This window comes from Streptomyces sp. SS7 (genome assembly GCF_037993025.1).
Taxonomy (GTDB): domain Bacteria; phylum Actinomycetota; class Actinomycetes; order Streptomycetales; family Streptomycetaceae; genus Streptomyces.
In genome coordinates this window covers 2,307,691-2,334,023 of sequence record NZ_CP141223.1, presented here as the reverse complement: position 1 = coordinate 2,334,023, position 26,333 = coordinate 2,307,691, and the positions used below count along the sequence as shown (strand labels likewise).

Annotated in this window: 20 protein-coding genes; 14 read left to right on the top strand and 6 right to left on the bottom strand. The window is 72.9% G+C overall.

The window, feature by feature from the left end; genetic code table 11:
- Positions 1-95: 95 nt before the first annotated feature.
- Positions 96-554: a MazG nucleotide pyrophosphohydrolase domain-containing protein gene (locus U5640_RS10415; RefSeq protein ID WP_340375518.1), complete on the top strand. Its 459-nt coding sequence runs from the start codon at positions 96-98 to the stop codon at positions 552-554.
- Here U5640_RS10415 and U5640_RS10410 read toward each other — a convergent pair.
- The 3 genes from U5640_RS10410 to U5640_RS10400 form a co-directional block, all read right to left on the bottom strand.
- Positions 551-1,954 carry a hypothetical protein gene (locus U5640_RS10410; protein WP_340375517.1) on the bottom strand — a complete coding sequence of 468 codons (1,404 nt, stop codon included), beginning with the start codon at positions 1,952-1,954 and terminating at the stop codon, positions 551-553. The two genes, U5640_RS10415 and U5640_RS10410, sit on opposite strands and share 4 nt — an antisense overlap.
- Positions 1,955-2,211: 257 nt before the next feature.
- Positions 2,212-3,438 (bottom strand): cation:proton antiporter, encoded by a 1,227-nt coding sequence (locus U5640_RS10405; protein WP_340375516.1) that lies wholly within the window; start codon positions 3,436-3,438, stop codon positions 2,212-2,214.
- A 4-nt stretch (positions 3,439-3,442) separates the two neighbouring features.
- Positions 3,443-3,928 carry a TrkA C-terminal domain-containing protein gene (locus U5640_RS10400; protein WP_340375515.1) on the bottom strand — a complete coding sequence of 162 codons (486 nt, stop codon included), beginning with the start codon at positions 3,926-3,928 and terminating at the stop codon, positions 3,443-3,445.
- Between the two features lie 204 nt (positions 3,929-4,132).
- On the opposite strand from U5640_RS10400, the gene U5640_RS10395 reads away from it, so the two are divergent.
- A complete protein-coding gene (locus U5640_RS10395) occupies positions 4,133-5,176 on the top strand; it encodes a sensor histidine kinase (RefSeq protein WP_340375514.1) in 1,044 nt (347 codons plus the stop codon).
- Between the two features lie 311 nt (positions 5,177-5,487).
- The gene (locus U5640_RS10390; protein ID WP_340375513.1) at positions 5,488-6,165 is read left to right on the top strand and encodes a response regulator transcription factor; all 678 of its coding nucleotides are present in this window, start codon (positions 5,488-5,490) and stop codon (positions 6,163-6,165) included.
- A gap of 34 nt (positions 6,166-6,199) precedes the next feature.
- Here the strand turns inward: U5640_RS10390 and U5640_RS10385 are convergent, their stop codons facing one another.
- Positions 6,200-9,478, bottom strand: coding sequence for a SpoIIE family protein phosphatase (locus U5640_RS10385; RefSeq protein WP_340375512.1), 3,279 nt, complete (start codon positions 9,476-9,478; stop codon positions 6,200-6,202).
- A gap of 485 nt (positions 9,479-9,963) precedes the next feature.
- On the opposite strand from U5640_RS10385, the gene U5640_RS10380 reads away from it, so the two are divergent.
- The 4 genes from U5640_RS10380 to U5640_RS10365 all read left to right on the top strand — a co-directional run bounded on the left by U5640_RS10380 (position 9,964) and on the right by U5640_RS10365 (position 14,069).
- Complete coding sequence (locus U5640_RS10380) at positions 9,964-10,761, top strand: protein phosphatase 2C domain-containing protein (RefSeq protein ID WP_340375511.1); 798 nt, start codon at positions 9,964-9,966, stop codon at positions 10,759-10,761.
- Between the two features lie 107 nt (positions 10,762-10,868).
- Positions 10,869-11,129 (top strand): hypothetical protein, encoded by a 261-nt coding sequence (locus U5640_RS10375; protein WP_340375510.1) that lies wholly within the window; start codon positions 10,869-10,871, stop codon positions 11,127-11,129.
- 65 nt (positions 11,130-11,194) lie between these two features.
- Entirely contained in the window at positions 11,195-12,724 is a 1,530-nt protein-coding gene (gene miaB, locus U5640_RS10370) for a tRNA (N6-isopentenyl adenosine(37)-C2)-methylthiotransferase MiaB (protein WP_340375509.1), read from the top strand.
- Positions 12,725-13,352: 628 nt separating this feature from the next.
- On the top strand, positions 13,353-14,069 hold the full coding sequence (locus U5640_RS10365; protein WP_340375508.1) for a class III extradiol dioxygenase subunit B-like domain-containing protein: 717 nt from the start codon (positions 13,353-13,355) through the stop codon (positions 14,067-14,069).
- A gap of 12 nt (positions 14,070-14,081) precedes the next feature.
- Here U5640_RS10365 and U5640_RS10360 read toward each other — a convergent pair whose 3' ends face one another.
- Entirely contained in the window at positions 14,082-14,354 is a 273-nt protein-coding gene (locus U5640_RS10360) for an antitoxin (protein WP_340375507.1), read from the bottom strand.
- Between the two features lie 149 nt (positions 14,355-14,503).
- Between U5640_RS10360 and miaA the strand changes: the two genes are divergently transcribed.
- From miaA to hflX, 6 genes are all read left to right on the top strand, one after another.
- Positions 14,504-15,442, top strand: coding sequence for a tRNA (adenosine(37)-N6)-dimethylallyltransferase MiaA (miaA, locus tag U5640_RS10355; RefSeq protein WP_340375506.1), 939 nt, complete (start codon positions 14,504-14,506; stop codon positions 15,440-15,442).
- A gap of 108 nt (positions 15,443-15,550) precedes the next feature.
- Positions 15,551-16,072 carry a hypothetical protein gene (locus U5640_RS10350; RefSeq protein ID WP_340385037.1) on the top strand — a complete coding sequence of 174 codons (522 nt, stop codon included), beginning with the start codon at positions 15,551-15,553 and terminating at the stop codon, positions 16,070-16,072.
- 89 nt (positions 16,073-16,161) lie between these two features.
- Entirely contained in the window at positions 16,162-17,031 is an 870-nt protein-coding gene (gene dapF, locus U5640_RS10345; protein ID WP_340375505.1) for a diaminopimelate epimerase, read from the top strand.
- 299 nt (positions 17,032-17,330) lie between these two features.
- The gene (locus tag U5640_RS10340; protein WP_340375504.1) at positions 17,331-19,514 is read left to right on the top strand and encodes an HD domain-containing protein; all 2,184 of its coding nucleotides are present in this window, start codon (positions 17,331-17,333) and stop codon (positions 19,512-19,514) included.
- Between the two features lie 135 nt (positions 19,515-19,649).
- Positions 19,650-21,317, top strand: coding sequence for a M1 family metallopeptidase (locus U5640_RS10335; RefSeq protein ID WP_340375503.1), 1,668 nt, complete (start codon positions 19,650-19,652; stop codon positions 21,315-21,317).
- A 157-nt stretch (positions 21,318-21,474) separates the two neighbouring features.
- A complete protein-coding gene (gene hflX / locus U5640_RS10330) occupies positions 21,475-22,968 on the top strand; it encodes a GTPase HflX (RefSeq protein WP_340375502.1) in 1,494 nt (497 codons plus the stop codon).
- A 134-nt stretch (positions 22,969-23,102) separates the two neighbouring features.
- Here the strand turns inward: hflX and U5640_RS10325 are convergent, their stop codons facing one another.
- Positions 23,103-24,323, bottom strand: a complete 1,221-nt coding sequence (locus U5640_RS10325) for a hypothetical protein (RefSeq protein WP_340375501.1) — start codon at positions 24,321-24,323, stop codon at positions 23,103-23,105.
- 388 nt (positions 24,324-24,711) lie between these two features.
- Between U5640_RS10325 and U5640_RS10320 the strand changes: the two genes are divergently transcribed.
- Positions 24,712-26,193 carry a diaminobutyrate--2-oxoglutarate transaminase family protein gene (locus tag U5640_RS10320; RefSeq protein WP_340385035.1) on the top strand — a complete coding sequence of 494 codons (1,482 nt, stop codon included), beginning with the start codon at positions 24,712-24,714 and terminating at the stop codon, positions 26,191-26,193.
- Positions 26,194-26,333: the final 140 nt, after the last annotated feature.

The window sequence follows — 26,333 nt, the reverse complement described above, 5'->3', positions numbered from 1 at the left end:
CGATCCTGCCAGCCGGTGCGGGGAGCTGGCCAGGCCGGGCGCAGGGGGACGGGCGCTCCGGGCCGCTGTCAGTGGGGCTCGTTAGAGTCGGGGGCATGAGCACTTCCTCGCCCGCGGACCTGGTCCGTGACTTCCACCGCGCCTTCGGGCTCGACGCGCGCAGCACGCCCACGGAGGTGTCCCCGGGCCTCGCCGCGCACCGCGGTGAACTGCTCGCCGAGGAGGCGGCGGAGGTCGCCGAGGTGTCGGTGAGCGGCCCGCTGGACCGGCTGGCGCACGAACTGGCCGATGTCGTCTACGTCGCGTACGGCACCGCGCTGGTGCACGGCATCGACCTCGACGCGGTGATCGCCGAGATCCACCGCTCGAACATGACCAAGCTCGGCCCCGACGGACAGGTCTCCCGCCGGGCCGACGGCAAGGTGCTCAAGGGCGAGCACTACGAGGCGCCGGACGTCTCCGCGGTGCTGCGCCGCCAGGGATGGATACCCGGCGGCGCGGCGACCGGCGCGTCGGAGCCGGGCGGCCGGGTGCAGGCCGCCTCGGACGGCTAGGGCGCGTTGCCCGCCAGCTTCCACTCCCGGTGGAGTGTGCCGAGGGGGATGTCCTTGCGGAGCACCGGTGTGCCGAAGATGGTCAGCTGGAGCCGCAGGGTGCCTGTGAGGTCGACGCCGCCGTAGAGGGCCCAGCTGCCGTCGGCCTCGAACACCGCGTCGGTCCCGGTGACCGTGGCGGTGCCCTCGCCGCGGACGTACGGCGCGAGGTCGGCGAGGACGCCGACACTGCCGTAGAGGCCGACGCCGGCCTCGGCGCCCAGGGCCGCCTTGACGCCCCCTGCGGTGGTGACGGAGGTGCGCACGGGGGTGCTGGTCATGTCGGAGGAACTGACCGGCGTCCAGCCCCGGTCGAGCCCGAAGGTGCCACCGGCCTTGAAGTCGCCCTTGAGCTTCTGTTCCACGTCCACGGTGATCTTTCCGTCGCCGCTGATCTCGACGTAACAGGTCAGATCGAGGTTGACCACGACGGGCACGGGACCCACCTGGAGGACGGGGTCGGCGTGCAGGGTCGCGAAGGGGATCCGGGTGGGGGCGGCGGAGGCGCCGGCCCGGCCCTTGAGGGACCAGCCCGAGGTCCACTCCCCGGACACGCCCAGGTAAGCCGAGGCGGGCGCGGTGTCGGTGCCCTCGCCGCCGTACCGGAAGTCCACCTGCGGGGCGACCTGGACGAAGCCCTCGACTGAGGCGTTTGCGGAGGCGGACCCCTGGGTCACCGTGGGCAGTGCGGCGCGGACGTCGAGGCGCAGGCTGCCCAGCGGGACGGTCGCGCCCTCCGATCCGACACGGACGTCGCCCGTGCCCGCCCAGGAGACGTCGACGTCGGGCAGCAGTGTGTCGACGTCGAAGGAGGCCGGGTCGACGGGCACGCTGCCCTTGGCGGTGTCGTCCCCGAGCAGGGAGTTGAGCCGGGCCGGTTCGGTCTGCACCTCCGTGCCCTGCTCGGTCTCGCCGATCACCTTGGTGACCTTGGCGAGGAGCCCCCGCGGGGCGCCGGGTGCGGGAGCGCTGGCGATCACGTCGCCGACGGCGGTGCGCTGCCGCGGGGCCGCCGAGGCGCTCGGCGAGGCGGGACCCGAGGGGGAGGCACTCGGCGAGGGCGGGGAACTCGCCCGGCCCGGAGTCTCGTTCGAGGAGATGACGGCCCGTCGGGTCCTGCTGTCGTACGAGGCGACGCTGAGCTCGGTCCGGTGGGCCCTGCCGTCGGACCTGGCCGGATTGGCCGAGGCGGTCGCCGTGCCCGCCGGGGCGGCCGCCACCGCCAGCGAGCGGCCGGCGTCGGAGTCCGGGGCGGGGGACTCCCGGACGGCCGCGGTGGAGGCGGAGGCGGAAGCGGCCTGGGGCTGGGCGGAGGAGCACCCCGTGGCGAGGAGGAGGGCGGATGCGGCTAAGGCGGGCATGAGGGCACGGGTGTGCCTCAGGCGTCTGCGCAAGGTCAGTCCTGGGGATGGGGGGTGAGAGGGGGGACCGGCCGGGCACGGTGGGACACCGGATGCCTACTTGCCGGTAATAAGCCATGAGCATGCCATGGCCCCCTCGTCGGCGGCCCGGGATTCCGCCACCGTGGGATGTGACGTGCGTCACGGAGTGGGACGGGGGCCGCGCTCCGGAAGAACGCGGCCCCGCCTTGACGCCGACGTGTCGTCGGCGCCTCGTCTCAGTCGCCCACCGGGGTCTGCGACCGCGGCACGGACTCGGTCCACTGTTCCGGCAGGTCGGCCCCTGGGGTCCGGCGGCTTGTCCACCAGCGGGCGAGCGGTTCCGTGTAGCGCGCGGTGAGCGGGCCCAGGACCACCAGGAGCAGGACGTACGCCGTCGCCAGCGGGCCGAGGGACGGCTCGATCCCGGCGGTGACCGCGAGACCGGCGATGACGATCGAGAACTCACCGCGGGCGACCAGCGCGCCGCCCGCGCGCCAGCGGCCCTTGACGGAGATGCCCGCGCGCCGGGCCGCCCAGTAGCCGGTGGCGATCTTCGTCGCGGCGGTGACCACGGCCAGCGCCAGCGCGGGCAGGATGACCGGAGGAATGCTCGCGGGGTCGGTGTGCAGCCCGAAGAAGACGAAGAAGATCGCCGCGAACAGGTCCCGCAGCGGGCTCAGCAGCGTGTGCGCGCCCTCCGCCGCCTCCCCCGACAGCGCGATGCCCACGAGGAACGCACCCACCGCCGCGGACACCTGCAACTGCTGCGCCACGCCGGCGACCAGGATCGTCAGGCCCAGCACCACGAGCAGCAGCTTCTCCGGATCGTCGCTGGAGACGAACCGGGAGATGACCCGGCCGTAGCGCACCGCCGCGAACAGCACGAGCCCCGCGACGCCCAGCGCGACGGCCAGGGTGAGGCTGCCCGCAGCCAGTCCCACCCCGGCCACCAGCGCCGTGACGATGGGCAGATAGACCGCCATCGCCAGGTCTTCGAGGACCAGCACGCTGAGGATGACCGGCGTCTCGCGGTTGCCGACCCGGCCCAGGTCGTTCAGCACCTTCGCGATCACCCCGGAGGACGAGATCCAGGTGACGCCCGCCAGCACCACCGCCGCCACCGGACCCCAGCCCAGCAGCAGTGCCATGGCCGCGCCGGGCAGCGCGTTCAGGGCGCAGTCGACCAGGCCCGACGGATAGTGCGACTTCAGGTTGGAGACCAGATCGCTCGCCGTGTACTCGAGGCCCAGCATGAGCAGCAGCAGGATGACGCCGATCTCGGCGCCGGTGGCCACGAACTCCTCGCTCGCGCCCAGTGGCAGCAGCCCGCCCTCGCCGAAGGCCAGCCCGGCCAGCAGGTACAGCGGTATCGGCGAGAACGAGAAGCGGGCGGCGAACCGGCCGAGCAGTCCGAGCGCCAGGATGATGGAACCGAACTCGATCAACAGGACTGCGGAGTGCACTCGATCACTCCCGCCCGAGGATCGCGGCGGCCGCGTCCACGCCCTCGCGGGTGCCGATCACGATGAGGGTGTCGCCGCCCGCCAGCCGGAAGTCCGGCGCCGGGGACGGGATGGCCTCCGCGCGCCGCAGCACCGCCACGATGGACGCGCCCGTCTCGGTGCGCATCCGGGTGTCGCCCAGAAGGCGGCCGTTCCAGCGGGACGCGCCCGCGATCTCGATGCGCTCGGCGACCAGGCCCAGGTCGCTGGTGTACAGCAGGCTCGGGCTGTGATGGGAGGGCATCAGCGCATCGATCAGCGAAGCGGCCTCCGTGCCTGTCAGGCGCAGCGACTGGGCGCAGGAGTCCGGGTCGTCGGCCTGGTACACGCCGACGGTGCGGGAGCCGTCACGATGGGCCACCACGGACAGATGGCGCTGCTCTCGTGTCACCAGGTCGTACTGGACGCCGATGCCTGGCAGCGGTGTCGTGCGGAGGCGTGGAGCAGACACTTTTCTTCCCCTTTTGCTCTTTTTATTACGTTCTTCGGGTAAGTCGGTGATCTTCAAAATGAAGGTGCCTGGAGCGGTCATGCTGCCATCCGGTCGTACGGTGACGACATGGGTGTTGTGACGGATGGACAGGGGTGGTGGAGCCCGGAGAGGCTGGGCAGGGCTGTGCCGTGGGTGCGTGGCGGGAAGGGAGGGACCAGGAGCGTGTCGTTGTTCGTGCGGATCTTCACGCTCAACGCCGTCGGTCTGACCGTGGCCGCCGCGCTGCTGCTGGGACCGGTCACCGTCTCCACCCCTGTCCTTCCGGGCGAGGCGCTCGTCGTCCTCGGCGGACTCGCCGTGCTCCTGGCCGTCAACGTCCTGGTGCTGCGGGTGGGCCTGGCCCCGCTCGGGCGGCTGGGCCGCGCGATGGCCGGTGCCGACCTGCTGCGACCGGGCGCCCGTGCCGTGGTCTCGGGGCCGGTCGAGACGGCGGAGCTGATCACCACGTACAACACGATGCTCGACCGGCTGGAGGCCGAGCGGGCCGCCAGCGCGGCCCGGGCGCTGTCCGCCCAGGAGGGCGAACGCCATCGCATCGCGCGCGAACTGCACGACGAGGTCGGCCAGACCCTGACCGCCGTCCTCCTCCAGCTCAAGCGGGTCGCCGACCGCGCGCCGGAGGACCTGCGCGAGGAACTGGGGCAGGCGCAGGAGGCCACCCGCGCCGGGCTGGAGGAGATCCGGCACATCGCGCGCCGGCTGCGCCCCGGCGTCCTCGACGAACTCGGCCTGCTCAGCGCGTTGCGCTCGCTCGCCACCGAGTTCACCACCCATGGGCTGACGGTGCGGCACGACGTGCACGCCGGTCTGCCTCCGTTGACCGAGGAGACGGAACTCGTGCTCTACCGGGTCGCCCAGGAAGCCCTCACCAACACCGCACGCCACGCCGGCGCCGACCGCGCCGAACTCCGGCTGCGGCCGCTCGGCGACGGCGTCGAACTCCTCGTACGCGACAACGGCCGAGGCCTCGGTACGGCGGCCGTGGAGGGCGCGGGCATCACGGGCATGCGGGAACGGGCCCTGCTGATAGGGGCGACGCTGACGGTGCAGTCGCCGAGCGGTGCCTGGGCGGCGGGGGGTGCGGAGAAACGTTCTTTTGGTGCGGGTCGGCCCGCGACCGGCGGCGCGGGTACGGACGTACGACTGCGGGTGACGGCGCAAGCCGGCCCGGCGCCGGCCGCGCCCCCGCTCGGAGTGGACCGATGACCCGGGACGGCCTGGCGCGGTCGGCCGCGTCCCGGGCCGGCACTCCATGGTCGGCCGGGCCCCCGCAGGCGGCCGGGTCACGGGTCGGCACCCCGTCGTCGGCCGGGGCGCAGGTGGCTCTGTCGCAGGCTGGCACGTCGTCGTCGGCCGGTTCACAGGCGTCCGGTTCACAGGCGTCCGGGGCTCAGCCGTCCGGTTCACAGGCGTCCGGGGCTCAGCCGTCCGGTTCACAGGCGGCCGGGTCGACGGGGGCCGGGTCGCGGGCCGGCACCTGGTCGTCGGCCGGGTCACCGGCGACCAGGTCACGGGCGGTGGAGCCGCAGGCCGGTAGCCCGCCGATCCGTGTCCTCCTCGCCGATGATCACACCCTCGTCCGCCGCGGGGTGCGGCTCATCCTCGACGGGGAGCCCGATCTGGAGGTCGTGGCCGAGGCCGGGGACGGGGCCGAGGCGGTCGAGCGGGCCCGGGCCGGGGACATCGACCTGGCGGTCCTCGACGTGGCGATGCCCCGCATGACCGGTCTCCAGGCGGCCCGTGAGCTGTCCCGCCGGCTGCCCGCCCTGCGCATCCTCGTCCTGACCATGTACGACAACGAGCAGTACTTCTTCGAGGCCCTCAAGGCGGGCGCGGGTGGTTACGTCCTGAAGTCCGTCGCCGACCGCGACCTGGTCGAGGCCTGCCGGGCCGTGGTGCGTGACGAACCGTTCATCTACCCCGGCGCCGAGCGTGCCCTCGTCCGCTCCTACCTCGAGCGGCTGCACCGCGGCGACGGGGTCGAGGGGCTGCCCGAGCGGCCGATCACCGAGCGCGAGGAGGAGATCCTGAAACTGGTCGCCGAGGGCCACACCTCACGCGAGATCGGCGGCCTGCTGCACATCAGCGCCAAGACCGTCGAACGGCACCGGGCCAACCTCCTCCAGAAACTCGGCATGCGCGACCGCCTGGAGCTGACCCGCTACGCCATCCGCGCCGGCCTCATCGACCCCTGACGGCGCCGTCGGTTCCCCAGCCCGTCGACGGCCGTCACAGCAGCGTGCTCCAGTCCTCGTCCGGGTCCAGGCCGGTCGCCCCGAGGAACAGCAACTCACGGTCGTCGGCCGCTTCCTCGGGCGCGCCGTCCGGACCGGGCAGCGGCTGCTCGGTCCAGATGCACTTGCCGTGCGCCGTGTAGCGCGCGCCCCACCGCCCGGACAACGCCGTGATCAGCTGCAGACCCCGGCCGCCCTCGTCGGTCTCCGTGGCCCGGCGGATGCGGGGCATGGCCTGGCTGCCGTCGTACACCTCGCAGACCAACTCGGCGCCGTACAGCAGCCGCAGCCGCACCGGGCCGCGGGCATGGCGGACGACATTGCCCACGAGTTCGCTGACCAGGAGTTCCGCGGTGGGGGCGAGCTGCTCCAGGTCCCACAGGGCGAGCTGTTCCCGGACGTGGCGACGGGCGTGCCCGGCCGCTCGCGGGTCGTCGGGCAGCGGCCAGGAGGCCAGCCGCCCGGCGGGCAGCGCGTGCAGACGCGCGACGAGTAACGCCGCGTCGTCGGCGGCCTGCTGGTCGGCGGGCAGCAGTGCGGACGTCAACGTGTCGCACAACTGTTCGAGCTCCGTGGTGGTGTCGAGCGCACCGCGCGCGTGGGCCGCGCTCAGCAGCCGGGCCAGCTCCGCGGTCCCCTCGTCGATGTCCCGCTTCGCCGACTCCACGAGTCCGTCGGTGTACAGCACGAGCAGACTGTCCTCCGGCACCTCCAGCTCGACCGTCTCGAACGGCGGCTCCGCCGCGCCCAGCGGCGGGTCGGCGTCCCGTTCCGGGAAGTACACGCTCCCGTCGGGACGCACCAGCGCCGGCGGCGGATGCCCGGCGCGGACCAGGGAACAGAGCCGGGTGGTCGAGTCGTAGAGCGCGTACAGACAGGTGGCGTACGACCCCTCGCCCATGGCCCCGACGATGTCGTTGAGGTGGCCCATGATCTCGCCGGGCGGAAGTTCCAGGTCGGCCAGGGTGTGGACGGCGGTGCGCAGCCGCCCCATGGTGGCCGCCTCCGGCAGTCCGTGCCCCATGACGTCACCGGCGACGAGCGCGACCCGCCCCCCGGACAGCGGGATGACGTCGTACCAGTCGCCGCCCACGTCCGCGCCCGGTCCGGCCGGCAGATAGCGGGCGGCCGCCGTGCACGCGGCGAGGTCGGGCAGCGCTTGGGGGAGCAGACTGCGCTGGAGCTCGCGGGAGCGGGTGTATTCGGCGTCGTACAGCCGGGCTCGCTCCAGCGACTGCGCCACGAGGGCGCTGATCGTGGTCAGCAGGGCGCGCTCCTCGGCGGTGAGCAGGCGCAGCCGGTCGAAGGCCACCACACAGACCCCGAACGTGTGTCCGGAGGCGGTGAGCGGCAGGAACGCCCACGCCTGCTTGCCCGCGCGCTCCGGCAGGCCGGTCAGCCGGGGGGAGTGCGCGGTCAGCTCCTGCGGCGAGGAGAAGAACAGGGGCGTACCGGTGCGGATCGCGTCCCAGGAGGGATCGCCGGACACCCTGCGGCGGCCGTCGATGAGGGTCAGGAAGTCCTCCGGATAACCGACGGCCCCGACCGAGTGCAGCCGGTCCTCCTCGGTCACCTGGACCAGTACCCCGGCGGCGGCGAACGGCGGCAGCACCCGGCGGGCCACCGCGTCCACCACGTCCTGCGAGGTGGTGGCCTTCGCCAGCTCCGCGGCGAGCTCCGCGATCCGCGCCGACCGCTCGGCCGCGGCCCGCTCGTCCGACTGCCGTGACTCGGCGAGCCGGCGGTTCTCGGTGACGTCGGTGAAGTACAGGGTGCGTCCGTCGGGTCCCGGCACCAGCCGCAGGTGGTAGCGGCAGCCGCAGGAGGGCACCCGCACGTCGAAGCCGGCCGGCTTCTCCTCGGCCGCGGCGGCCAGACAGCGGGCCTGCAGCCCGGGCACCTGCCGTGCGGCGGGCAGGTCCCAGAGCAGCCGTCCGAACAGCTCCTCCTCCGAGAAACCGAGGAACCGCTCGGCCTCCAGGTTGGCGAAGGTGATCCGCCACTCGTCGTCCACCGCGAGGAAGCCGTCGCTCATGTGCCGCAGGGCCCGGCCGAGCGTGTCGCGGGCACTGCACGACTCCTCGCTCTCCCAGCCCACCCCGATCATCCGCAGTGCCTCGCCCCGCGCGTCGTACGTGGCCCGGCCGCGCGCGTGCGTCCAGACGTACGAGCCGTCCGCGCGCCGCACCCGGTACGCGGCCTCGTAGACGGACCGGTCGAGGATCGCCCGCTGGGTCGCCGCCAGCGTGGGCGCCAGGTCGTCGGGGTGGACGAGCCGCATCCAGCTGTCGATCCTCCCGGTGAAGTCGGCCGGGCGGGTGCCGTACAGCTCCAGCGCCGCCTCGTCCCAGATCAGTTCACCGCTGCGGATGTCCCAGTCCCACGAGCCGACCCGGACCTCCTTGAGGGCCCGCCGCAGCCGCTCCCCGCTCGGCCGCGGCCGCGCAGGCCCGGACGGCCGCGGTGCCCCGGCCATGCGGTCCTCGGTCCAGGCGACGAGGGACCGCAGGAACTCCCATTGCTCCGGCGTGGGTCCACCGCGGTCACCGGCCACCACGGTCAGCACGCCGACGCTCCGCGATCCGCTGAACACGGGGAGGGCGGCGAGTCCGGTACCGGGCCAGACGGGCGCCGGGACCGGACTCGCCGCCCCGGGGCCAGGCTCGGCGGCCTTGGAGACCGGCCGGGCGGGCCCGGGGACCGGCCTGGCGGGTTCGGGGACCGGCCGGGGGGACCCGAAGGCCTGCTGGCGGGACCCAGGGGCCGGCCTGGCGGGTTCGGCGACCGGCCATGGGGAACCCGACCTCGGCTCGACGGACCCGGACTTCGGCCGGGCTGACCCCGGCTTCGGCTCGGCGGAGCCGGACTTGGGCCGGGCTGACCCGGGCCCCGGCCCGGCGGACCCGGACGCTCGCCCTGCGGGCGCGGCCCCTGGCCCGGCGGACCCGGACCCCGGCGCGGCGGGCGCGGCCCCAGGCCGGGGGGACCCGGACCCCGGCCGGGCGGCGTTCGGTACCCACACGCCCTTGCTCTCCCGGAGTGCGCGGGCCGGAGCCGACGGTCCCTCCTGGTCGACGATCTCCCAGGAACTCGTCAGAACGGGGGGAAGGCCCACGGCCGACACGAGCCGCAGTGCGGACATCGGACCCCGCAGGTGCATCGCCGCGCCGAGCGCGTCCAGTTCGCCCATTGCGTGCTGCAACGCAAGCCGGAACACCTCGCTCTCCGTGACACCGGGGGCCACAGTGCTGAGCAGAGCGAGCCGTGCGTTCATGCTGGGAACCTATCGTTCCCGTTCTCGTACGAAACCCCTTTCACACATTCTCACCGGCGGTTTCCTGCCAAATTCACCGTTCAACGACCTAAAGAACGAGCCAAGTTGATCAAACGCGGTCCGCGAGTGTCACGGCGGTGCCCGGGAGCCGGGGAGTACGGCCCCGACCTCACGTCCTTCAAGATCGACTCAGTGGCGCAGACGGGCGCGACGGAGTCCCGGCCGGGCGCCCGATGGAAACCTCACGCAGGCCGCCTAGTGTCGTGACCGGGAAGGTCTGCCGGGAAGCTCGCGGCGTCCGGTGCGGCGCATCGCAAGACGGAGCGTCTTCGTGTACGGGATGTACTCGGGTGATGCGACAACGCGGCGAGGTGCCGTGCCGGGCGTCGCGAGCCGGTGAACCTTTCCGGTCACGGCACTAGGCTGGAGACATGACCGGCCAGACCGGCAGCGGCAGTGGCGACCGGGCCCGGCGGTGACGTCCCGTGCCGTACGTCGCCGTCAGCGCGCTCAGCCATCCCGGGCTGCTCCGTGAACGCAACGAGGACAGCCTGGTCGTGGGGCCGTGGACCTTGTGCGCCACCGTCACCGAGAACCCGCAGACCCTGGTGTTCCCGCTCGGCACCCCCCTCGTCGCCGCCGTCACCGACGGGCTCGGCGGACATCCCGGCGGCGACGTGGCCAGCGCCCTCGTCGCCCGCCGGATCGCGGCCGTCGGCACGCTCCTGACCGGCGAGGACGCCGTACGCGACGCCCTGAGCGCCTGCAACCGCGCCGTGTACGAGGCCGCAGGCGACCCGGCGAACGACCTGGCCGGCATGGGGACGACGGTCGCCGGGGTCGTCGTACGGCCGGGCTCGGCGCTGGTGTTCAACGTCGGCGACAGCCGGGTCTACGCGGCCTCCCCGGACGGTCTGCGCCGGGTCAGCGTGGACGACAGCCCGCCGCTCGGCCCCGGCCGGCACATCACCTCCCTGGTCACCCAGTGCCTGGGCGGCTCCCTCACCCACCGCCCCGTGCACCCCCACGTGTCGACCGTGCCCCTGACCCCCGGCGAGCGCTACCTCATCTGCACCGACGGCCTCAGCGACGCCGTGCCGGACGAGACGCTCGACGAGGTGATGCGGGAGTACGACGACGTCCGCGCCGCCTTCGAACTGTGGAAGTCCGCCATCGCCGCGGGCGGCCCCGACAACATCACGCTCGCGGTCGTACGGGTCGCCGAGGACGGGACGGACGGTGATCATGGCGAGGCCCCGGACGCCTCCACGGCGTGGGGCTGAACGACCGAAGGGGCACAAGGGCCTTCTCCGTGGTGGCGGTCCGCTGATCGCGTGGTTCACCGCCCGGCGGGCCATGTGCTCTCCCTCATCGAGGAACCGGTACGGACATGAGCGAGATCGTCGTCTACGAAGTAGAGAACCCCGTGGCCGCACCGGGCGGCGCGGAGTCCCACGTCCGCAGGGTGCACGCGGCCCCCGCGGCCCCCGGCACCCCCGGTACGACCGGGCCCCGCACCCTGTGCGGCAAGGACACCTTCACCATGGTGCGGGCCCGCCGCCAGCCCGCGGAGCACCAGGGGGCGCACTGGTACCCGCCGGAACTCGAGTCCGTGGTCTGCCCTGACTGCGACGCCGTGATCGAGACCTGAGGGGCGGTCGAGCGGCGGTCAAAGGGCCGGGGCGTGGCTCCCGCGCGAGCACCTACCCTTGAGGCATGACCAGCAGCAGCGACCGGAGCCTCGCAGTGGACGTTCCAGCACCCAAGAGCTATGAAATCCGCACCTATGGGTGCCAGATGAACGTCCACGACTCCGAGCGGTTGTCCGGGCTGCTGGAGGAGGCGGGCTATGTCCGCGCCCCCGAAGGGTCCGACGGGGACGCGGACGTCGTCGTCTTCAACACCTGCGCGGTCCGGGAGAACGCCGACAACCGGCTGTACGGCAACCTCGGCCGCCTCGCGCCGAAGAAGGCCTCCCGTCCCGGCATGCAGATCGCGGTCGGCGGCTGCCTCGCGCAGAAGGACCAGGCCACCATCGTGAAGAAGGCGCCCTGGGTGGACGTCGTCTTCGGCACGCACAACATCGGCAAGCTGCCGATCCTGCTGGAACGTGCGCGTGTGCAGGAGGAGGCCCAGGTCGAGATCGCCGAGTCCCTGGAGGCCTTCCCCTCCACCCTCCCGACGCGCCGCGAGAGCGCGTACGCGGCCTGGGTGTCGATCTCCGTCGGCTGCAACAACACCTGCACCTTCTGCATCGTCCCGGCCCTGCGCGGCAAGGAGAAGGACCGCCGCACCGGCGACATCCTCGCCGAGATCGAGACCCTGGTCGGCGAGGGCGTCTCCGAGATCACCCTGCTCGGCCAGAACGTCAACGCCTACGGCTCCGACATCGGTGACCGCGAGGCCTTCAGCAAGCTGCTGCGGGCCTGCGGCACGATCGAGGGCCTGGAGCGCGTCCGCTTCACCTCCCCCCACCCCCGCGACTTCACCGACGACGTGATCGCGGCCATGGCGGAGACCCCGAACGTCATGCCCCAGCTCCACATGCCGCTCCAGTCCGGCTCCGACCCGGTCCTGAAGGCCATGCGCCGCTCCTACCGGCAGGACCGCTACCTCGGGATCATCGAGAAGGTACGGGCGGCGATCCCGCACGCGGCGATCACCACCGACATCATCGTGGGCTTCCCCGGCGAGACCGAGGAGGACTTCGAGCAGACCCTGCACGTCGTCCGTGAGGCGCGCTTCTCGCAGGCCTTCACCTTCCAGTACTCCAAGCGTCCCGGCACCCCGGCCGCGACCATGGAGAACCAGATCCCCAAGGAGGTCGTCCAGGCGCGCTACGAGCGTCTCGTCGCCCTTCAGGAGGAGATCTCCTGGGAGGAGAACAAGAAGCAGGTCGGCCGCACCCTCGAGCTGATGGTCGCCGAGGGCGAGGGCCGCAAGGACGGCGCCACCCACCGGCTCTCCGGCCGCGCCCCCGACAACCGCCTGGTCCACTTCACCAAGCCCGACCAGGAGGTCCGCCCCGGCGACGTCGTCACGGTCGAGATCACCTACGCGGCCCCGCACCACCTCCTCGCCGAGGGCGCAGTCCTCGCCGTGCGCCGCACGCGCGCGGGCGACGCGTGGGAGAAGCGCAACGCCGAGAAGACCACCAAGCCGGCCGGCGTCATGCTGGGCCTCCCCAAGATCGGCGCCCCGACCCCCGAGCCGGTGCCCGCGGGCAACGCGTGCGGCTGCGACTGACGCTGCCGAGGGCTCGCCCCTGAGGGGGCCTGCCCGCTCTGTGCGGGGCGCGCCTCCGTCCGTCTGGGGCCTTGCCGTGGGTTCGACCCCGGCCGGGCCCGGTGTCGGCCGGGACCTGTCCCGTCCGGGACATGACCCCCGACCGAGGCAGGGCACCGAGTTCGGTGCTGTCTGCCGATGTCCGCGCACGGTAGGCCCGGGGAGGGGGCTCGCCCGTCGGTCCAGCCGGAGGGGGTTTCTCGTCCGGCCGAGGTCGCTCCCCCCGGCTTCGTCCTACTCCGACTCCGGCGCCCCGCCCCCCATCAGCCCCTCCAGGCCGGGCCCTCCAGGCCGGGCCCTCCAGGCCGGGCCCTCCAGGCCGGGCCCTCCAGGCCGGGCCCTCCAGGCCGGGCCCTCCAGGCCGGGCCCTCCAGGCCGGGCCCTCCAGGCCGGGCCCTCCAGGCCGGGCCCTCCAGGCCGGGCCCTCCAGGCCGGGCCCTCCAGGCCGGGCCCTCTCGTCCCAGCCGACCGAGAGCCGTGGGGCAGAGAAGCGGTCGGCCCACGCCCGCATGGGCCAAGCCCGATGCCGGTCGAGTGGCACCGATGCCGCGCACTACGTGCCGGGTCCGGCAGGGTTACCCTGCCGAGCATGCTTGTCGCCGCAGCCGTCTGCCCCTGTCCGCCGCTGCTCGTGCCCGAGGTGGCCGGGGGCGCCGCGCCCGAGCTGGACGCGGCGCGGGCCGCCTGCTCCGCGGCGCTGGCCGTGCTCGCGGCCGCCCGGCCGGACCGGCTCTACGTCGTCGGGCCCGCCGAGGAGACGGGCCGCGGCCCGCATCCGGAGGGCGCGCGCGGCTCGTTCAGCGGCTTCGGGGTGGACGTGACGGTACGGCTCGGCCGGACGGGCGCGGTCGCCCCCTCCGCGCGCGAACTGCCGCCCTCGCTCGCCGTCGCCGCCTGGCTGCTGGAACGGACCCGCTGGGCCGCCGCCCCCGTCGAGGGACTCGGGGTCGGTGAACCGCTCCCGGCCGAGCGGTGCGTCGAGGCGGGCAGAGAGCTGGGCGCCCGCGCCGGACGTGTCGCGCTGCTCGTCATGGGCGACGCGAGCGCCTGCCGGACCCTGAAGGCGCCCGGTTACCTCGACGAGCGCGCCGCCCCTTTCGACGCGGAGGTCGGCCGGGCGCTGGGCACCGCGGACGTGGGCGCGCTGAAGGCGCTCGACGCCGGGCTGGCGCAGGAGCTGAAGGCCGCCGGGCGGGCGCCCTGGCAGGTCCTCGCGGGCGCCGCCGAGAACGCCGGGCTCGACGGCGCGCTGCTGTACGAGGACGCGCCGTACGGAGTGGGGTACGTGGTCGCGACCTGGTCCTAGCGGGGCGCGGGGTCAGGAGGCCGGCGGCGGAGTGCGCGGCGGGGTGAACGTGTCGCCGCCGCCCGTCGGCGGCTCGTCCTTGTGCGCGAGCCGGTCCATGGCCCCCTTGGCCTTGTCGGTGCCCGTGTGGATCCGGTCGGTGTACTTGCCCTTGGTCTTCTCGTCGACGACCTTCGCCGCCTTGTCGAGACCGTGCGTGACCTTGTGCCCGTGCTCGTGGGCGAGGTGCGAGACCTTGCCCTTGGCCGGGGCGAGCCTGGCCTTCAGATTGTCCAAGAGACCCATGGGCCACCTTCCCTCGCAGGTCCTGAAACGCCCATACCAACCCATACGGTACCCGTGCGGAAGGCATCCCGCCCTGCCCCGGCTACGCCCTTCGCCCACCGGCGCGTAACACGTTCGAGGGCGTCCCGCCGGTTTGGGAGACTGGTGCGGTGAGCAGCGCAGCCCCCACCCCCCGCGTCATCGCCGTCGTCGGACCGACCGCGGCCGGAAAGTCCGATCTGGGCGTCTTCCTGGCCCAACGCCTCGGCGGCGAGGTCGTCAACGCCGACTCCATGCAGCTCTACCGAGGGATGGACATCGGCACCGCCAAGCTGACCCCCGGGGAACGCGCAGGAGTCCCGCACCACCTCCTCGACATCTGGGACGTCACCGTCACCGCCTCCGTCGCCGAGTACCAGAGGCTGGCCCGCGCCCGGATCGACGCCCTGCTCGCCGAGGGCCGCTGGCCGGTCCTCGTCGGCGGCTCCGGGCTGTACGTCCGGGGCGCCGTCGACAACCTTGAGTTCCCCGGCACCAACCCCGCGGTCCGCGCCCGGCTGGAGGAGGAGCTGGCCCTGCGCGGCTCCGGCGCGCTGCACGCCCGGCTGGCCGCCGCCGACCCCGAGGCCGCGCACGCGATCCTGCCCAGCAACGGCCGCCGTATCGTGCGCGCCCTGGAGGTCATCGAGATCACCGGCCGCCCCTTCACGGCCAACCTGCCGGGCCATGACTCGGTCTACGACACCGTCCAGATCGGGGTCGACGTGGCGCGCCCCGAACTCGACGAGCGCATCGCCCGCCGGGTCGACCGCATGTGGGACGCCGGGCTCGTGGACGAGGTCCGCGCCCTGGAGGCGCAAGGCCTGCGCGAGGGGCGTACGGCGTCGCGCGCGCTCGGCTACCAGCAGGTCCTCGCCGCGCTCGCCGGGGAGTGCACGGACGCCGAGGCGCGCGCCGAGACCGTCCGTGCCACCAAGCGCTTCGCGCGCCGTCAGGATTCATGGTTCAGGCGCGATCCGCGGGTGCACTGGTTGAGTGGGGCTGCGGCGGATCTCACCAAACTTCCGGAGCTCGCGCTGGCGTTGGTGGAACGACCGGTTACAGCCTGATCACGTCATGGCATCGGGACGCCCAGGCCGTCATCCGTGCCTCCGGTGCCGTGCCATCATCGAGCTTCGATCGACCAAGTGGAGTCCGAGTTGGGAGGGCGCGTGGCGATGGAGGCCGGCCCTCGTGACACCGCACAAGGCACCGAGGGCCTCACCCCCGAGCGCGGGGAACCGGAGCCCCGGGACGGGCACGCGCTGCCCGACGCGGTGGATCCCGACGTGGTGGACGACACCCAGGGCGGCGGGGTGACCGACGACGGGCCCGAGCCCGAGGAGATGTTCGCGAGCGGGCCCGAGGTCGAGGTCGAGCTGCGCCCCCAGCGCCGGCTGCGGATCTGGCAGCTGGCCCCGATCGTCGCCCTGTCCGCGACCGGCTCCCTGATGTTCGCGTTCCCGCTCGCCTTCGACTTCGGCGACAGCGGGGCCGTGATCGCCATGCTGGGGCTGCTCATCTGCTCCTGCGCGGCCGGCTGGGGCATGATGGCCGCCCGTCGCGTTGGTTACACGTGGCCCGGCCTCCCCGCGCGCGGTTCCGGCCGCCGCCCGGACTGGCGGGTCGTCCTGGCGTACGTCGTCCTGGTCGCCGTGGTGGCCGTCCTCGCCGTGTGGCGCGTGGCCCGCCTGCGCTGAGCGGAATCACGCGCGCGTAGGCAGGGGTGCCCCGGGCCTCGGCACGCACGCGTGCGCGGGGTGTCGTACCCACGCCGTACGATCGAGGAATGAGCACGCGGATCGCCTTCCTCAAGGGACACGGGACCGAGAACGACTTCGTGATCGTCCCGGACCCGGAGAACGTCATCGACCTCCCCGCGACCGCCGTCGCCGCGCTGTGCGACCGGCGCGCGGGCATCGGCGGCGACGGGCTGCTGCACGTCGTGCGGTCCGCCGCGCACCCCGAGGCGAAGGACATGGCGGCCGAGGCCGAGTGGTTCATGGACTACCGCAACGGCGACGGCTCGATCGCGGAGATGTGCGGCAACGGCGTGCGTGTCTTCGCGCGCTACCTCCAGCACGCGGGCCTCGTCCCCGAGGGGGACATCTCCGTCGCCACGCGCGGGGGCGTCAAGAGCGTGCACCTCGCCAAGGACGGAGACATCACCGTCGGCATGGGCCGGGCGCGTCTCCCCGAGGGCGAGGTCACCGTGCGCGTCGGCGAGCGCAGCTGGCCCGCGCGGAACGTGAACATGGGCAATCCGCACGCCGTGGCCTTCGTCGAGGACCTCGCGCACGCCGGCGACCTGTACAGCCCGCCGCCCATCAGCCCGGCCTCCGCCTATCCGGACGGGGTCAACGTCGAGTTCGTCGTCGACCGCGGACCCGGGCACGTCGCCCTGCGCGTACACGAGCGCGGCTCCGGCGAGACCCGCTCCTGCGGCACGGGCGCGTGCGCCGTCGCCGTGGCCGCCGCCCGCAGGGACGGCGTCGACCCGACCGTCACCGGGACCCCCGCGACCTACACCGTGGACGTCCCCGGCGGGCGTCTGGTGATCACCGAGCGCCCCGACGGCGAGATCGAGATGACCGGACCCGCAGTGATCGTCGCCACAGGCGAGATCGATCCCGATTGGCTTGAAAGCGCGGCTCGTTGACGGGATGACGTCTTCGTATCGCAGGTCTGTGCGGCTGCGGGGCGAGCAACCGCACACCTGAGGCAGGGTCAGGGGTTCGAATGGGGGGCCGGTCCCGGTTCTGGTGGCGCAAAACCGTAAACCCCCGAATCGTCGCTCGAATGGGTGATCCGTTTCACGCTCGGCGAGAGGCGGTCAGTCGCACGTGATGGGCTCGGTAGCATCAAGCACCGGCCCGGACGGGGGACCTTTGCCAAGTCCCCTGAGCCGTGTCCGCCCTGGGACACCCCGTCCGCCGGTCCACGCAGCCGGAGGTGCCCATGAGTGCGGAGGCCACGAACCCTGCGACGCCGGGCCCGGTAGCGCCCGCCACGAGCCGCAGGCGCAGCCTGCCCCGGATCGACCTGCGCCGCCTGGGACGGGCCGCCCTGCTCGGCGGCCCCGCCCGCGGCCGGCTGCCCGACGCGATCGGCCATGTCGTCGAGGCCCACCGCGCGCACCACCCCGACGCCGACCTCGAACCCCTGCGCCGCGCCTATGTGCTGGCCGAGTCCTCGCACCGCGGCCAGATGCGCAAGAGCGGCGAGCCGTACATCACGCACCCGCTCGCCGTGACCCTGATCCTCGCCGAACTCGGCGCCGAGACGACGACCTTGACGGCGTCCCTGCTGCACGACACCGTGGAGGACACCGATGTGACCCTCGACCAGGTGCGGGAGCAGTTCGGCGAGGAGGTGCGCTATCTCGTCGACGGCGTCACCAAGCTGGAGAAGGTCGACTACGGCGCCGCCGCGGAGCCCGAGACCTTCCGCAAGATGCTCGTCGCCACCGGCAGCGACGTCCGCGTGATGTCGATCAAGCTCGCCGACCGGCTGCACAACATGCGCACCCTCGGCGTGATGCGCCCCGAGAAACAGGAGCGCATCGCCAAGATCACCCGGGACTTCCTCATCCCGCTCGCCGAACGCCTCGGCGTCCAGGCCCTCAAGACCGAGCTGGAAGACCTCGTCTTCGCGATCCTGCACCCCGAGGAGTACGAGCACACCCGCGAGCTGATCGTCGACAACGCCTCCCGCGCGGACGACCCCCTCGCCGAGTTCGCCGACGCGATGCGCGCGGTCCTGCGCGAGGCCGGCATCCAGGCCGAAGTCCTCATCCGGCCCCGGCACTTCGTCTCCGTCCACCGCGTCTCGCGCAAGCGCGGCGAGCTGCGCGGCTGCGACTTCGGCCGGCTGCTGGTGCTGGTAGGGGAGGACGCGGACTGCTACGCCGTCCTGGGTGAGCTGCACACCTGCATGACGCCCGTCGTCTCCGAGTTCAAGGACTTCATCGCCGTCCCCAAGTTCAACCTCTACCAGTCGCTGCACACGGCCGTCGCCCGCGGGGACGGCCAGGTCGCCGAAGTCCTCATCCGCACCCACCAGATGCACAAGGTCGCCGAGGCCGGAGTCGTCGCCCTCGGCAACCCCTACGCCGGTCCGCAGGAGGAGCAGACCCGCGAGGGGACCCCGGCGGACGAGGACCGCCCCGGCGGCGAGCGGACGGACGGGGCGAGGACCGACGGGGAACGGGTCGACCCGACCCGGCCCGGCTGGCTCTCCCGCCTCCTCGCCTGGCAGGAGGCCGCTCCGGACACCGACACCTTCTGGTCCACCCTGCGCGAGGACCTCGCCCAGGACCGCGAAATCACCGTCTTCCGCCCCGACGGCGGCACCCTCGGCCTCCCCGACGGCGCCACCTGCGTCGACGCCGCCTACGCGCAGTACGGCGAGGACGCGCACGCCTGTATCGGCGCCCGGGTGAACGGCCGGCTGGCGACCCTGAGCACGGTGCTCCGCGACGGCGACACCGTCCAGCTGCTCATGGGCCAGGACCCCGCCTCCGAGCCTTCCAGGGAGTGGCTGGAACACGCCCACACCCCCGCCGCCCGGATCGCCATCCAGCGCTGGCTGGCGACCCACCCGGCCCCGGCCGAACCCGAGGAGAGCGTCGACGCGGCGCGGACGGTGACGGACATCCCGGCCGCCGACGCCCCGCTCTCCCGCCCCGACACCGCGATCACCGTCGTCGGCCGCCCCGACGCCGGCGTGCGCCTCGCCGGCTGCTGCACCCCCGTCCCGGCCGACGAGGTCACCGGCTTCGCCGTGCGCGGGGGAGTGGTGACCGTGCACCGCGTGGAGTGCGCCGCGGTGGCGCGCATGGCGGACGCGGGGCGCGCGGCCGTGGACGTGAGCTGGGGCGACACCACCGAGTGCCGGGTCACGCTGGTCGCCGAGTCCTTCGGCCGTCCCCATCTGCTCGCCGACCTCACGGAGGCCATGGCGATGGAGGGCGCCGAGATCGTCTCCGCGACCGTCGAACCCCCGAGCCAGCAGCGCGTACGCCACACCTACACCCTGCAGCTCCCCGACGCGGCCCACCTGCCCGCCCTCATGCGCGCCATGCGGAACGTCCCGGGGGTCTACGACGTGAGCAGGGCCCAGCACCACGCCTCGGCCTCCTGAGCAGCCCACCGACAGGGCCCGGTCGTACGACTTCGATCCGCCCGGCGCACCCGCACGCGCGCGGGGGCAACCCGTTCGGGTGGGAAGGGCGCGAGTCGCCGCCGTAGGGCAGATGCGCGCTGGTAGCGGTGGTCCATGCTGCTCACCCCCCACCCCTCGGCCCCACGTCTCTCGGCCCCCCACCCCTCGGCCCCACGACCCCCGGCACCCGTCCCCTCGGCCCCGCGCCCCCGGGCCGCCCGGCCCCGCGCCGCCCGCCGGCTGAAGTCCGCGCTGCTGGCCTCGGCCGTGTCCGTCTGCCTCGTCGCCGCGAGCGCCCCGGCGGCGCCGCTCGGCATCGGCGACCGCCTCTTCCCGTACCTCGGCAACCCCGGCTACGACGTGGCGTCGTACGACCTCTCCTTCACCTACTCCGGCTCCAACAGCAAGCCGCTCCAGGCGGTCACCACCATCGACGCGTGGACCACCGAGACCCTGGACCGGATCAACCTCGACTTCGCGCACGGTGACGTCGAGTCGGTCGAGGTCGACGGCAGGCCCGCGACCTTCGAGACCGCCGGTGACGACCTCGTGGTCACCCCCGAGGATGAGCTGATGCCGGGCAACTGGACGCGCATCACCGTGCGGCACACGAGCGACCCGATGGGCGCCGACGGCCGGGACGGCGGATGGGTGCGCACCGCCGACGGCCTCGCCATGGCCAACCAGGCCGACGTCGCCCACCTGGTGTTCCCGTGCAACGACCATCCCTCCGACAAGGCGATGTTCACCATCCGGATCACCGCCCCCGACGACTACACGGCCGTCGCCAACGGGCTGCCCACCGGCGCGGACCGGTCCGGCTCCACGACCACCTGGACGTACCGCACCCAGCACCCCATGGCCACCGAGCTCGCCCAGGTGTCCATCGGCCGCTCCACCGTCCTGCACCGCGACGGACCGCACGGCCTGCCCGTCCGCGACGTCGTCCCCACGAAGGACCGCGCGGCTCTCGAACCGTGGCTGAAGAAGACCCCCGACCAGATCACCTGGATGGAGAAGAAGGTCGGGCCCTACCCCTTCGAGACCTACGGCCTGCTCATGGCCCAGGCCGACACCGGCTTCGAGCTGGAGACACAGACCCTGTCCCTGTTCGAGAAGGACCTCTTCACCGAGCCGGGCTACCCCAAGTGGTACATCGAGTCGATCATGGTGCACGAACTGTCCCACCAGTGGTTCGGCGACAGCGTCAGCCCCCGCACCTGGTCCGACCTCTGGCTCAACGAGGGACACGCCACCTGGTACGAGGCCCTCTACGCCCAGGAGAAGAGCGGCTACACCCTCCAGGAGCGCATGAAGGCCGCGTACGGCGCGTCCGACGGCTGGCGCGCCGCCGGCGGCCCCCCGGCGCTCCCCAAGGCGCCCGCCCCCGGCGAGAAGATCAGCATCTTCCGCCCGAACGTGTACGACGGCGCCGCCCTCGTCCTGTACGCCCTGCGCCAGGAGATCGGCCAGAAGGCGTTCGAGCAGGTCGAGCGGGACTGGGTACGCGACCACAAGGACTCCACCGCCGGCACGGCGGACTTCCGCCGGCTCGCCGAGGAGGTCTCCGGACGCGACCTCGGCGCCTTCTTCCAGGGCTGGCTGTACGGGAAGAAGACCCCGCCGATGCCCGGCCACCCGGACTGGAAGCCGACGCCGGCGGGAGAGGCGGGCGCACAGACCTCTCCGGCTCCGCGGTCCGCCAAGGCCCGCCACTCCGCCAAGGCCCGCCACTCCACCAAGGCAGCCCGCACAGTTCCCTCGGCCCCGGGCCCGGAATAAGGCCGTGACGAGACGGGGCGTACCGTGCGACCATCGTCAGGTCGGCGCGGCACGGGGCGCGGGGCACGAGGGCGGGAATCTCCCGCGGTGCTCGTGCGTTGTGCAGCATGGAAGGTGAACCCCGCCGGCATCGGTATCCCCACGACGTAAGGACCCAATGACCTCCTCTTCTTCCTTTTCCCAGGACACGAAGCGCTTCGCGCACGCCTACCCCGAAGGTCTTCGGGCCGATGCCCTGATGGAAGAGGACGTCGCCTGGAGCCACGAGATCGACGGAGAGCGGGACGGCGACCAGTTCGACCGCTCCGAGCGTGCGGCTCTGCGCCGCGTCGCGGGCCTCTCCACCGAACTCGAGGACGTCACCGAGGTCGAGTACCGACAGCTCCGTCTGGAGCGGGTCGTCCTCGTCGGCGTCTGGACCACGGGGACCGCGCAGGACGCGGACAACTCCCTCGCGGAGCTCGCCGCCCTCGCGGAGACCGCGGGCGCGCTGGTGCTCGACGGCGTGATCCAGCGTCGGGACAAGCCCGACGCGGCCACCTACATCGGCTCCGGCAAGGCCGGCGAACTGCGTGACATCGTCATCGAGACGGGCGCGGACACCGTCATCTGCGACGGTGAGCTCAGCCCGGGCCAGCTCATCCACCTCGAGGACGTCGTCAAGGTCAAGGTCATCGACCGTACGGCCCTGATCCTCGACATCTTCGCCCAGCACGCCAAGTCCCGAGAGGGCAAGGCGCAGGTCGCGCTCGCGCAGATGCAGTACATGCTGCCGCGACTGCGCGGCTGGGGTCAGTCGCTGTCCCGGCAGATGGGCGGCGGCAAGGGCGGCGGACTCGCCACCCGTGGTCCCGGTGAGACCAAGATCGAGACGGACCGGCGGCGCATCCGCGAGAAGATGGCGAAGATGCGCCGGGAGATCGCGGAGATGAAGACCGGCCGCGAGATCAAGCGTCAGGAGCGCAAGCGCCACAAGGTGCCCTCGGTGGCCATCGCGGGCTACACCAACGCCGGCAAGTCGTCCCTGCTCAACCGTCTCACCGGCGCCGGCGTCCTCGTCGAGAACGCACTGTTCGCCACCCTCGACCCGACCGTGCGCCGGGCCGAGACCCCGAGCGGCCGCCTGTACACGCTGGCCGACACCGTCGGCTTCGTCCGGCACCTGCCGCACCACCTGGTCGAGGCGTTCCGCTCGACCATGGAGGAGGTCGGCGAGTCCGACCTGATCCTGCACGTGGTCGACGGCTCGCACCCCAACCCGGAGGAGCAGCTGGCCGCCGTGCGCGAGGTGGTCCACGACGTCGGCGCCACCCAGGTGCCCGAGATCGTCGTGATCAACAAGGCGGACGCCGCCGACCCGCTGACCCTCCAGCGGCTGATGCGGATCGAGAAGCGCTCCATCGCCGTCTCGGCCCGCACCGGCCAGGGCATCGAGGAACTGCTCGCGCTCATCGACGACGAGCTGCCGCGGCCCTCGGTCGAGATCGAGGCGCTGGTGCCGTACACCCACGGCAAGCTCGTCGCCCGTGCCCACACCGAGGGCGAGGTGATCTCCGCGGAGCACACGGCGGACGGCACCCTCCTCAAGGTGCGGGTGCACGAGGAACTGGCCGCGGACCTCGCACCGTACGTCCCGGCACCCCTCGCCTGACCGACACACGAGGCCGATTGCCAAGGCCGACCTGCGAAGGCCGACGCACGAAGGCCCGCCCCCTTGCCAAGCACTCCAGGGGGCGGGCCTTCGTCATGGGCCGCCGACGCGCTTCCTGCCCGGCGGCCCGTCGCTCACTCGGCGAACTTGTCGCTCACCGAGTCGTACACACCCTTGGCCACCTCGCCCAGCCGCGGCCCCGCGAGCCAGCCCGACTTCACCGGGCCCACCGAGGTGTTGGAGACCAGCGCCGGCTTGCCGTCCGCGCCCCTCGCCACCCAGCCGCCGCCGGACGAACCACCGGTCATCGTGCAGCCGATGCGGTACATCGTCGGGTCCGACTCGTTGAACGACAGTCGCCCCGGCTTGTCCTGGCACTGGTAGAGCTTCTGCCCGTCGAACGGCGCCGCGGCCGGATAACCCGTCGCGGTGATGCCGTCCACCTTCGGCACCGCCGGAGCGTCGAAGTCCACGGGCAGTGCCGAACCGACCGTCTCCTCCAGCGACTTGCCGGAACCGCCCGCCTCCGGCGTCACATGGATCACGGCGAAGTCGTACGGCGCGCCGTCACCGCCCGTCTCCCCGCCCTGCGCGATCCACTGGTCCGAGGTCTTCACCCAGTCACCCCACCAGACACCGTAGGGCGCGGCCTCCTCCTTGGTGGCCGTCTGGAGCCGCTCGGCGGACAGACCCTTGTCGTTGTACGACGGCACGAACGCGATGTTGCGGTACCAGCCGCCCTTCTTGCCCGCGTGCACACAGTGGCCCGCCGTCCACACCAGGTTGGACTTGCCCGGGTGGGCCGGGTCCTTCACGACCGTCGCCGAACAGACCATCGTGCCCTCGGGGGAGTCGAAGAACACCTTGCCCGCCTCGGGGGCGTTGGCGTGGTACGTCGTCGGCACGGCCTTCGCGTCCACGGGCTCGGGCGTCGGGTCGGTCACGCCCTGGTCGCCGGAGAGGTCGTTGTCGTCGACTCGCCGGTCCGGGTCTTCCGCCTCCCGCATCCGGTCCGGGTCCCACAGGCCCTTGATGATCGGGTTCACGTAGTCCTGGGCCTCACGCAGCCAGTCGTCCTTGTCCCAGTTCTTCCACGCGCCGTTCTTCCACTTGTCCAGATCGATCCCGTGCTCCTTGAGCCGGTCCTTGATGTCGTCCGGGATCGTGATCTTTCCGTCGCCGACCGCCGTGGCCGACGCGGTGGCCTTGCCGTCGGCGTCGGCGCCGCCCGAGTCGCAGGCGGTCGCGGTGAGCGCGAGCACCGAGGCGAGGGCGACGGCGCCGAGCACGGGGGAGGTTCTGCGGCGCACGGTCCTCCCTCGACGAGCGGTGAACGACGGGCGTATCGATCGCATGGTCTGGCTCCCCCTGCTGTCAACGAACTTGATGCTGCGGCGGGTCCCGCGGGGCGGAACCCGGCGTGTTCTCACGCGAGTTCAGCCGGGTCCCACGGCCCTGTGCGATGCCCCCTCACGATATGCGTTCGCTGTGGGGGACTTCCGACAGGAGGGCAACGGTTCCGTCACGGCAGGGATCTTGAGGCAACCCGTAACCAGGCCGCCCGTCCGGGGTTGGTAGCGGTGGGGGTTCCGCTGCCCGCGCGCGGCCCCCGGAACCGCGGGAGGACAGCAAGCCGTGACCGAGCCAGTGCCCGAGGAGGTCCCTCCGGGGAGATCCACCGGACCATCGACCGCCGGAAGGTCCCCCGCCGGCCAGGCCGGCCGACGCCCCGCGCACGACGGCATCCTGCGGCGCCAATCGGCCCGCGAGTCCGCGGCGCGCACCTATGCGCGCGCCCTCCCCATCGTGCCGGTACGCGCCCGCGGACTGACCGTCGAGGGCGCCGACGGACGCCGCTACCTCGACTGCCTCTCCGGCGCCGGCACCCTCGCACTCGGCCACAACCATCCCGTAGTCCTGGAGGCCATTCGCAAGGTCCTCGACTCGGGTGCACCCCTGCACGTCCTCGACCTCGCCACCCCGGTCAAGGACGCCTTCGTCACCGAACTCTTCAGCACCCTGCCGCCCGGACTCGCCGACCGTGCCCGCGTCCAGTTCTGCGGGCCGGCCGGAACGGACGCCGTGGAAGCGGCGCTCACCCTGGTCCGCGCCGCCACCGGCCGCACGGGCGTCCTCGCCTTCACCGGCGCCTATCACGGCATGACGACCGGATCCCTCGAAGCCTCCGGCGGTGCCTTCGACGTCCGCGTGGCCCGTCTGCCCTATCCGCAGGACTACCGCTGCCCGTTCGGCGTCGGCGGCGACCGCGGCGCCGAACTCGCCGCGCGCTGGACCGAGTCCGTCCTCGACGACCCCAAGTCCGGGGTCCGGCGCCCCGCCGGCATGATCCTCGAACCCGTCCAGGGCGAGGGCGGTGTGATCCCCGCGCCGGACACCTGGATGCGGCGCATGCGGCAGATCACCGCCGACCGCTCCATCCCCCTCATCGCCGACGAGGTCCAGACGGGCGTCGGTCGCACCGGCGCCTTCTGGGCGGTGGAACACAGCGGGATCACGCCCGATGTGATGGTCCTCTCCAAGGCCATCGGCGGCAGCCTGCCCCTGGCCGTCGTCGTCTACCGCGACGACCTCGACGTCTGGGAACCGGGAGCCCACGCCGGCACCTTCCGCGGCAACCACCTCGCCATGGCGGCCGGCACCGCCACCCTCGCCCACGTCCGCGAGAACCGCCTCGCCGAACGCGCGGCCACCCTTGGAGCCCACCTGCTGGGCCGCCTCCGGCACCTCGCCGAGGACTTCCCGTGCATGGGCGACGTGCGCGGACGCGGACTGATGCTCGGCGTCGAACTCGTCGCCCCGGAGCGGGAGGAGAGAGAAAAGGACTCCGCGGGCACGGACGCCATTCCCGCTCGCGGTCCCCACCCCGCCGCCCCCGACCTTGCCGTCGCCGTCCAGCGCGAGTGTCTGCGCCGCGGTCTGATCGTCGAACTGGGCGGCCGCCACGCGAGCGTCGTACGCCTGCTCCCGCCCCTGACGATCACCGACGAACAGGCCGCCGCCGTGCTCGACCGGCTGGCCGACGCGATCGAGGCGGCGGCCCGTGGACACGCCCGCCGCAAACCCCGTCGCGACGAGAACCGTCGCGACGAGAACCGGCGCGACGAGAACCAGGGCGACGAGAACCAGGGCGACGAGAACCAGCCGAACCGGCAGTCCAAGCAGCAGGTTCCTGAGCCGCACGATCGCGCGGGCCGCACGCGGTGAGCCAGGGTCGGCAGACCGTACGACGACGAGGGCCCCGCGGCGGCTCCGCCCATGCGCCGACCCCTCGCCCACCCCGCCCGGCGGACGGACACCGGCCGGCCGCTCCACGCCGCCGCGACCCCACCGCCGTCCCGGCCCGT

Excerpts from the sequence above, each read along its gene's own strand:
- U5640_RS10410 (WP_340375517.1), bottom strand. The coding sequence starts at position 1,954 with ATGCCCGCCTTAGCCGCATCCGCCCTCCTCCTCGCCACGGGGTGCTCC.
- U5640_RS10335 (WP_340375503.1), top strand. The coding sequence starts at position 19,650 with ATGCTGCTCACCCCCCACCCCTCGGCCCCACGTCTCTCGGCCCCCCAC.
- U5640_RS10375 (WP_340375510.1), top strand. The coding sequence starts at position 10,869 with ATGAGCGAGATCGTCGTCTACGAAGTAGAGAACCCCGTGGCCGCACCG.
- U5640_RS10350 (WP_340385037.1), top strand. The coding sequence starts at position 15,551 with ATGGAGGCCGGCCCTCGTGACACCGCACAAGGCACCGAGGGCCTCACC.
- U5640_RS10365 (WP_340375508.1), top strand. The coding sequence starts at position 13,353 with ATGCTTGTCGCCGCAGCCGTCTGCCCCTGTCCGCCGCTGCTCGTGCCC.
- U5640_RS10325 (WP_340375501.1), bottom strand. The coding sequence starts at position 24,323 with ATGCGATCGATACGCCCGTCGTTCACCGCTCGTCGAGGGAGGACCGTG.
- dapF (WP_340375505.1), top strand. The coding sequence starts at position 16,162 with ATGAGCACGCGGATCGCCTTCCTCAAGGGACACGGGACCGAGAACGAC.
- U5640_RS10360 (WP_340375507.1), bottom strand. The coding sequence starts at position 14,354 with ATGGGTCTCTTGGACAATCTGAAGGCCAGGCTCGCCCCGGCCAAGGGC.
- U5640_RS10415 (WP_340375518.1), top strand. The coding sequence starts at position 96 with ATGAGCACTTCCTCGCCCGCGGACCTGGTCCGTGACTTCCACCGCGCC.
- miaB (WP_340375509.1), top strand. The coding sequence starts at position 11,195 with ATGACCAGCAGCAGCGACCGGAGCCTCGCAGTGGACGTTCCAGCACCC.
- U5640_RS10385 (WP_340375512.1), bottom strand. The coding sequence starts at position 9,478 with ATGAACGCACGGCTCGCTCTGCTCAGCACTGTGGCCCCCGGTGTCACG.
- U5640_RS10340 (WP_340375504.1), top strand. The coding sequence starts at position 17,331 with ATGAGTGCGGAGGCCACGAACCCTGCGACGCCGGGCCCGGTAGCGCCC.
- hflX (WP_340375502.1), top strand. The coding sequence starts at position 21,475 with ATGACCTCCTCTTCTTCCTTTTCCCAGGACACGAAGCGCTTCGCGCAC.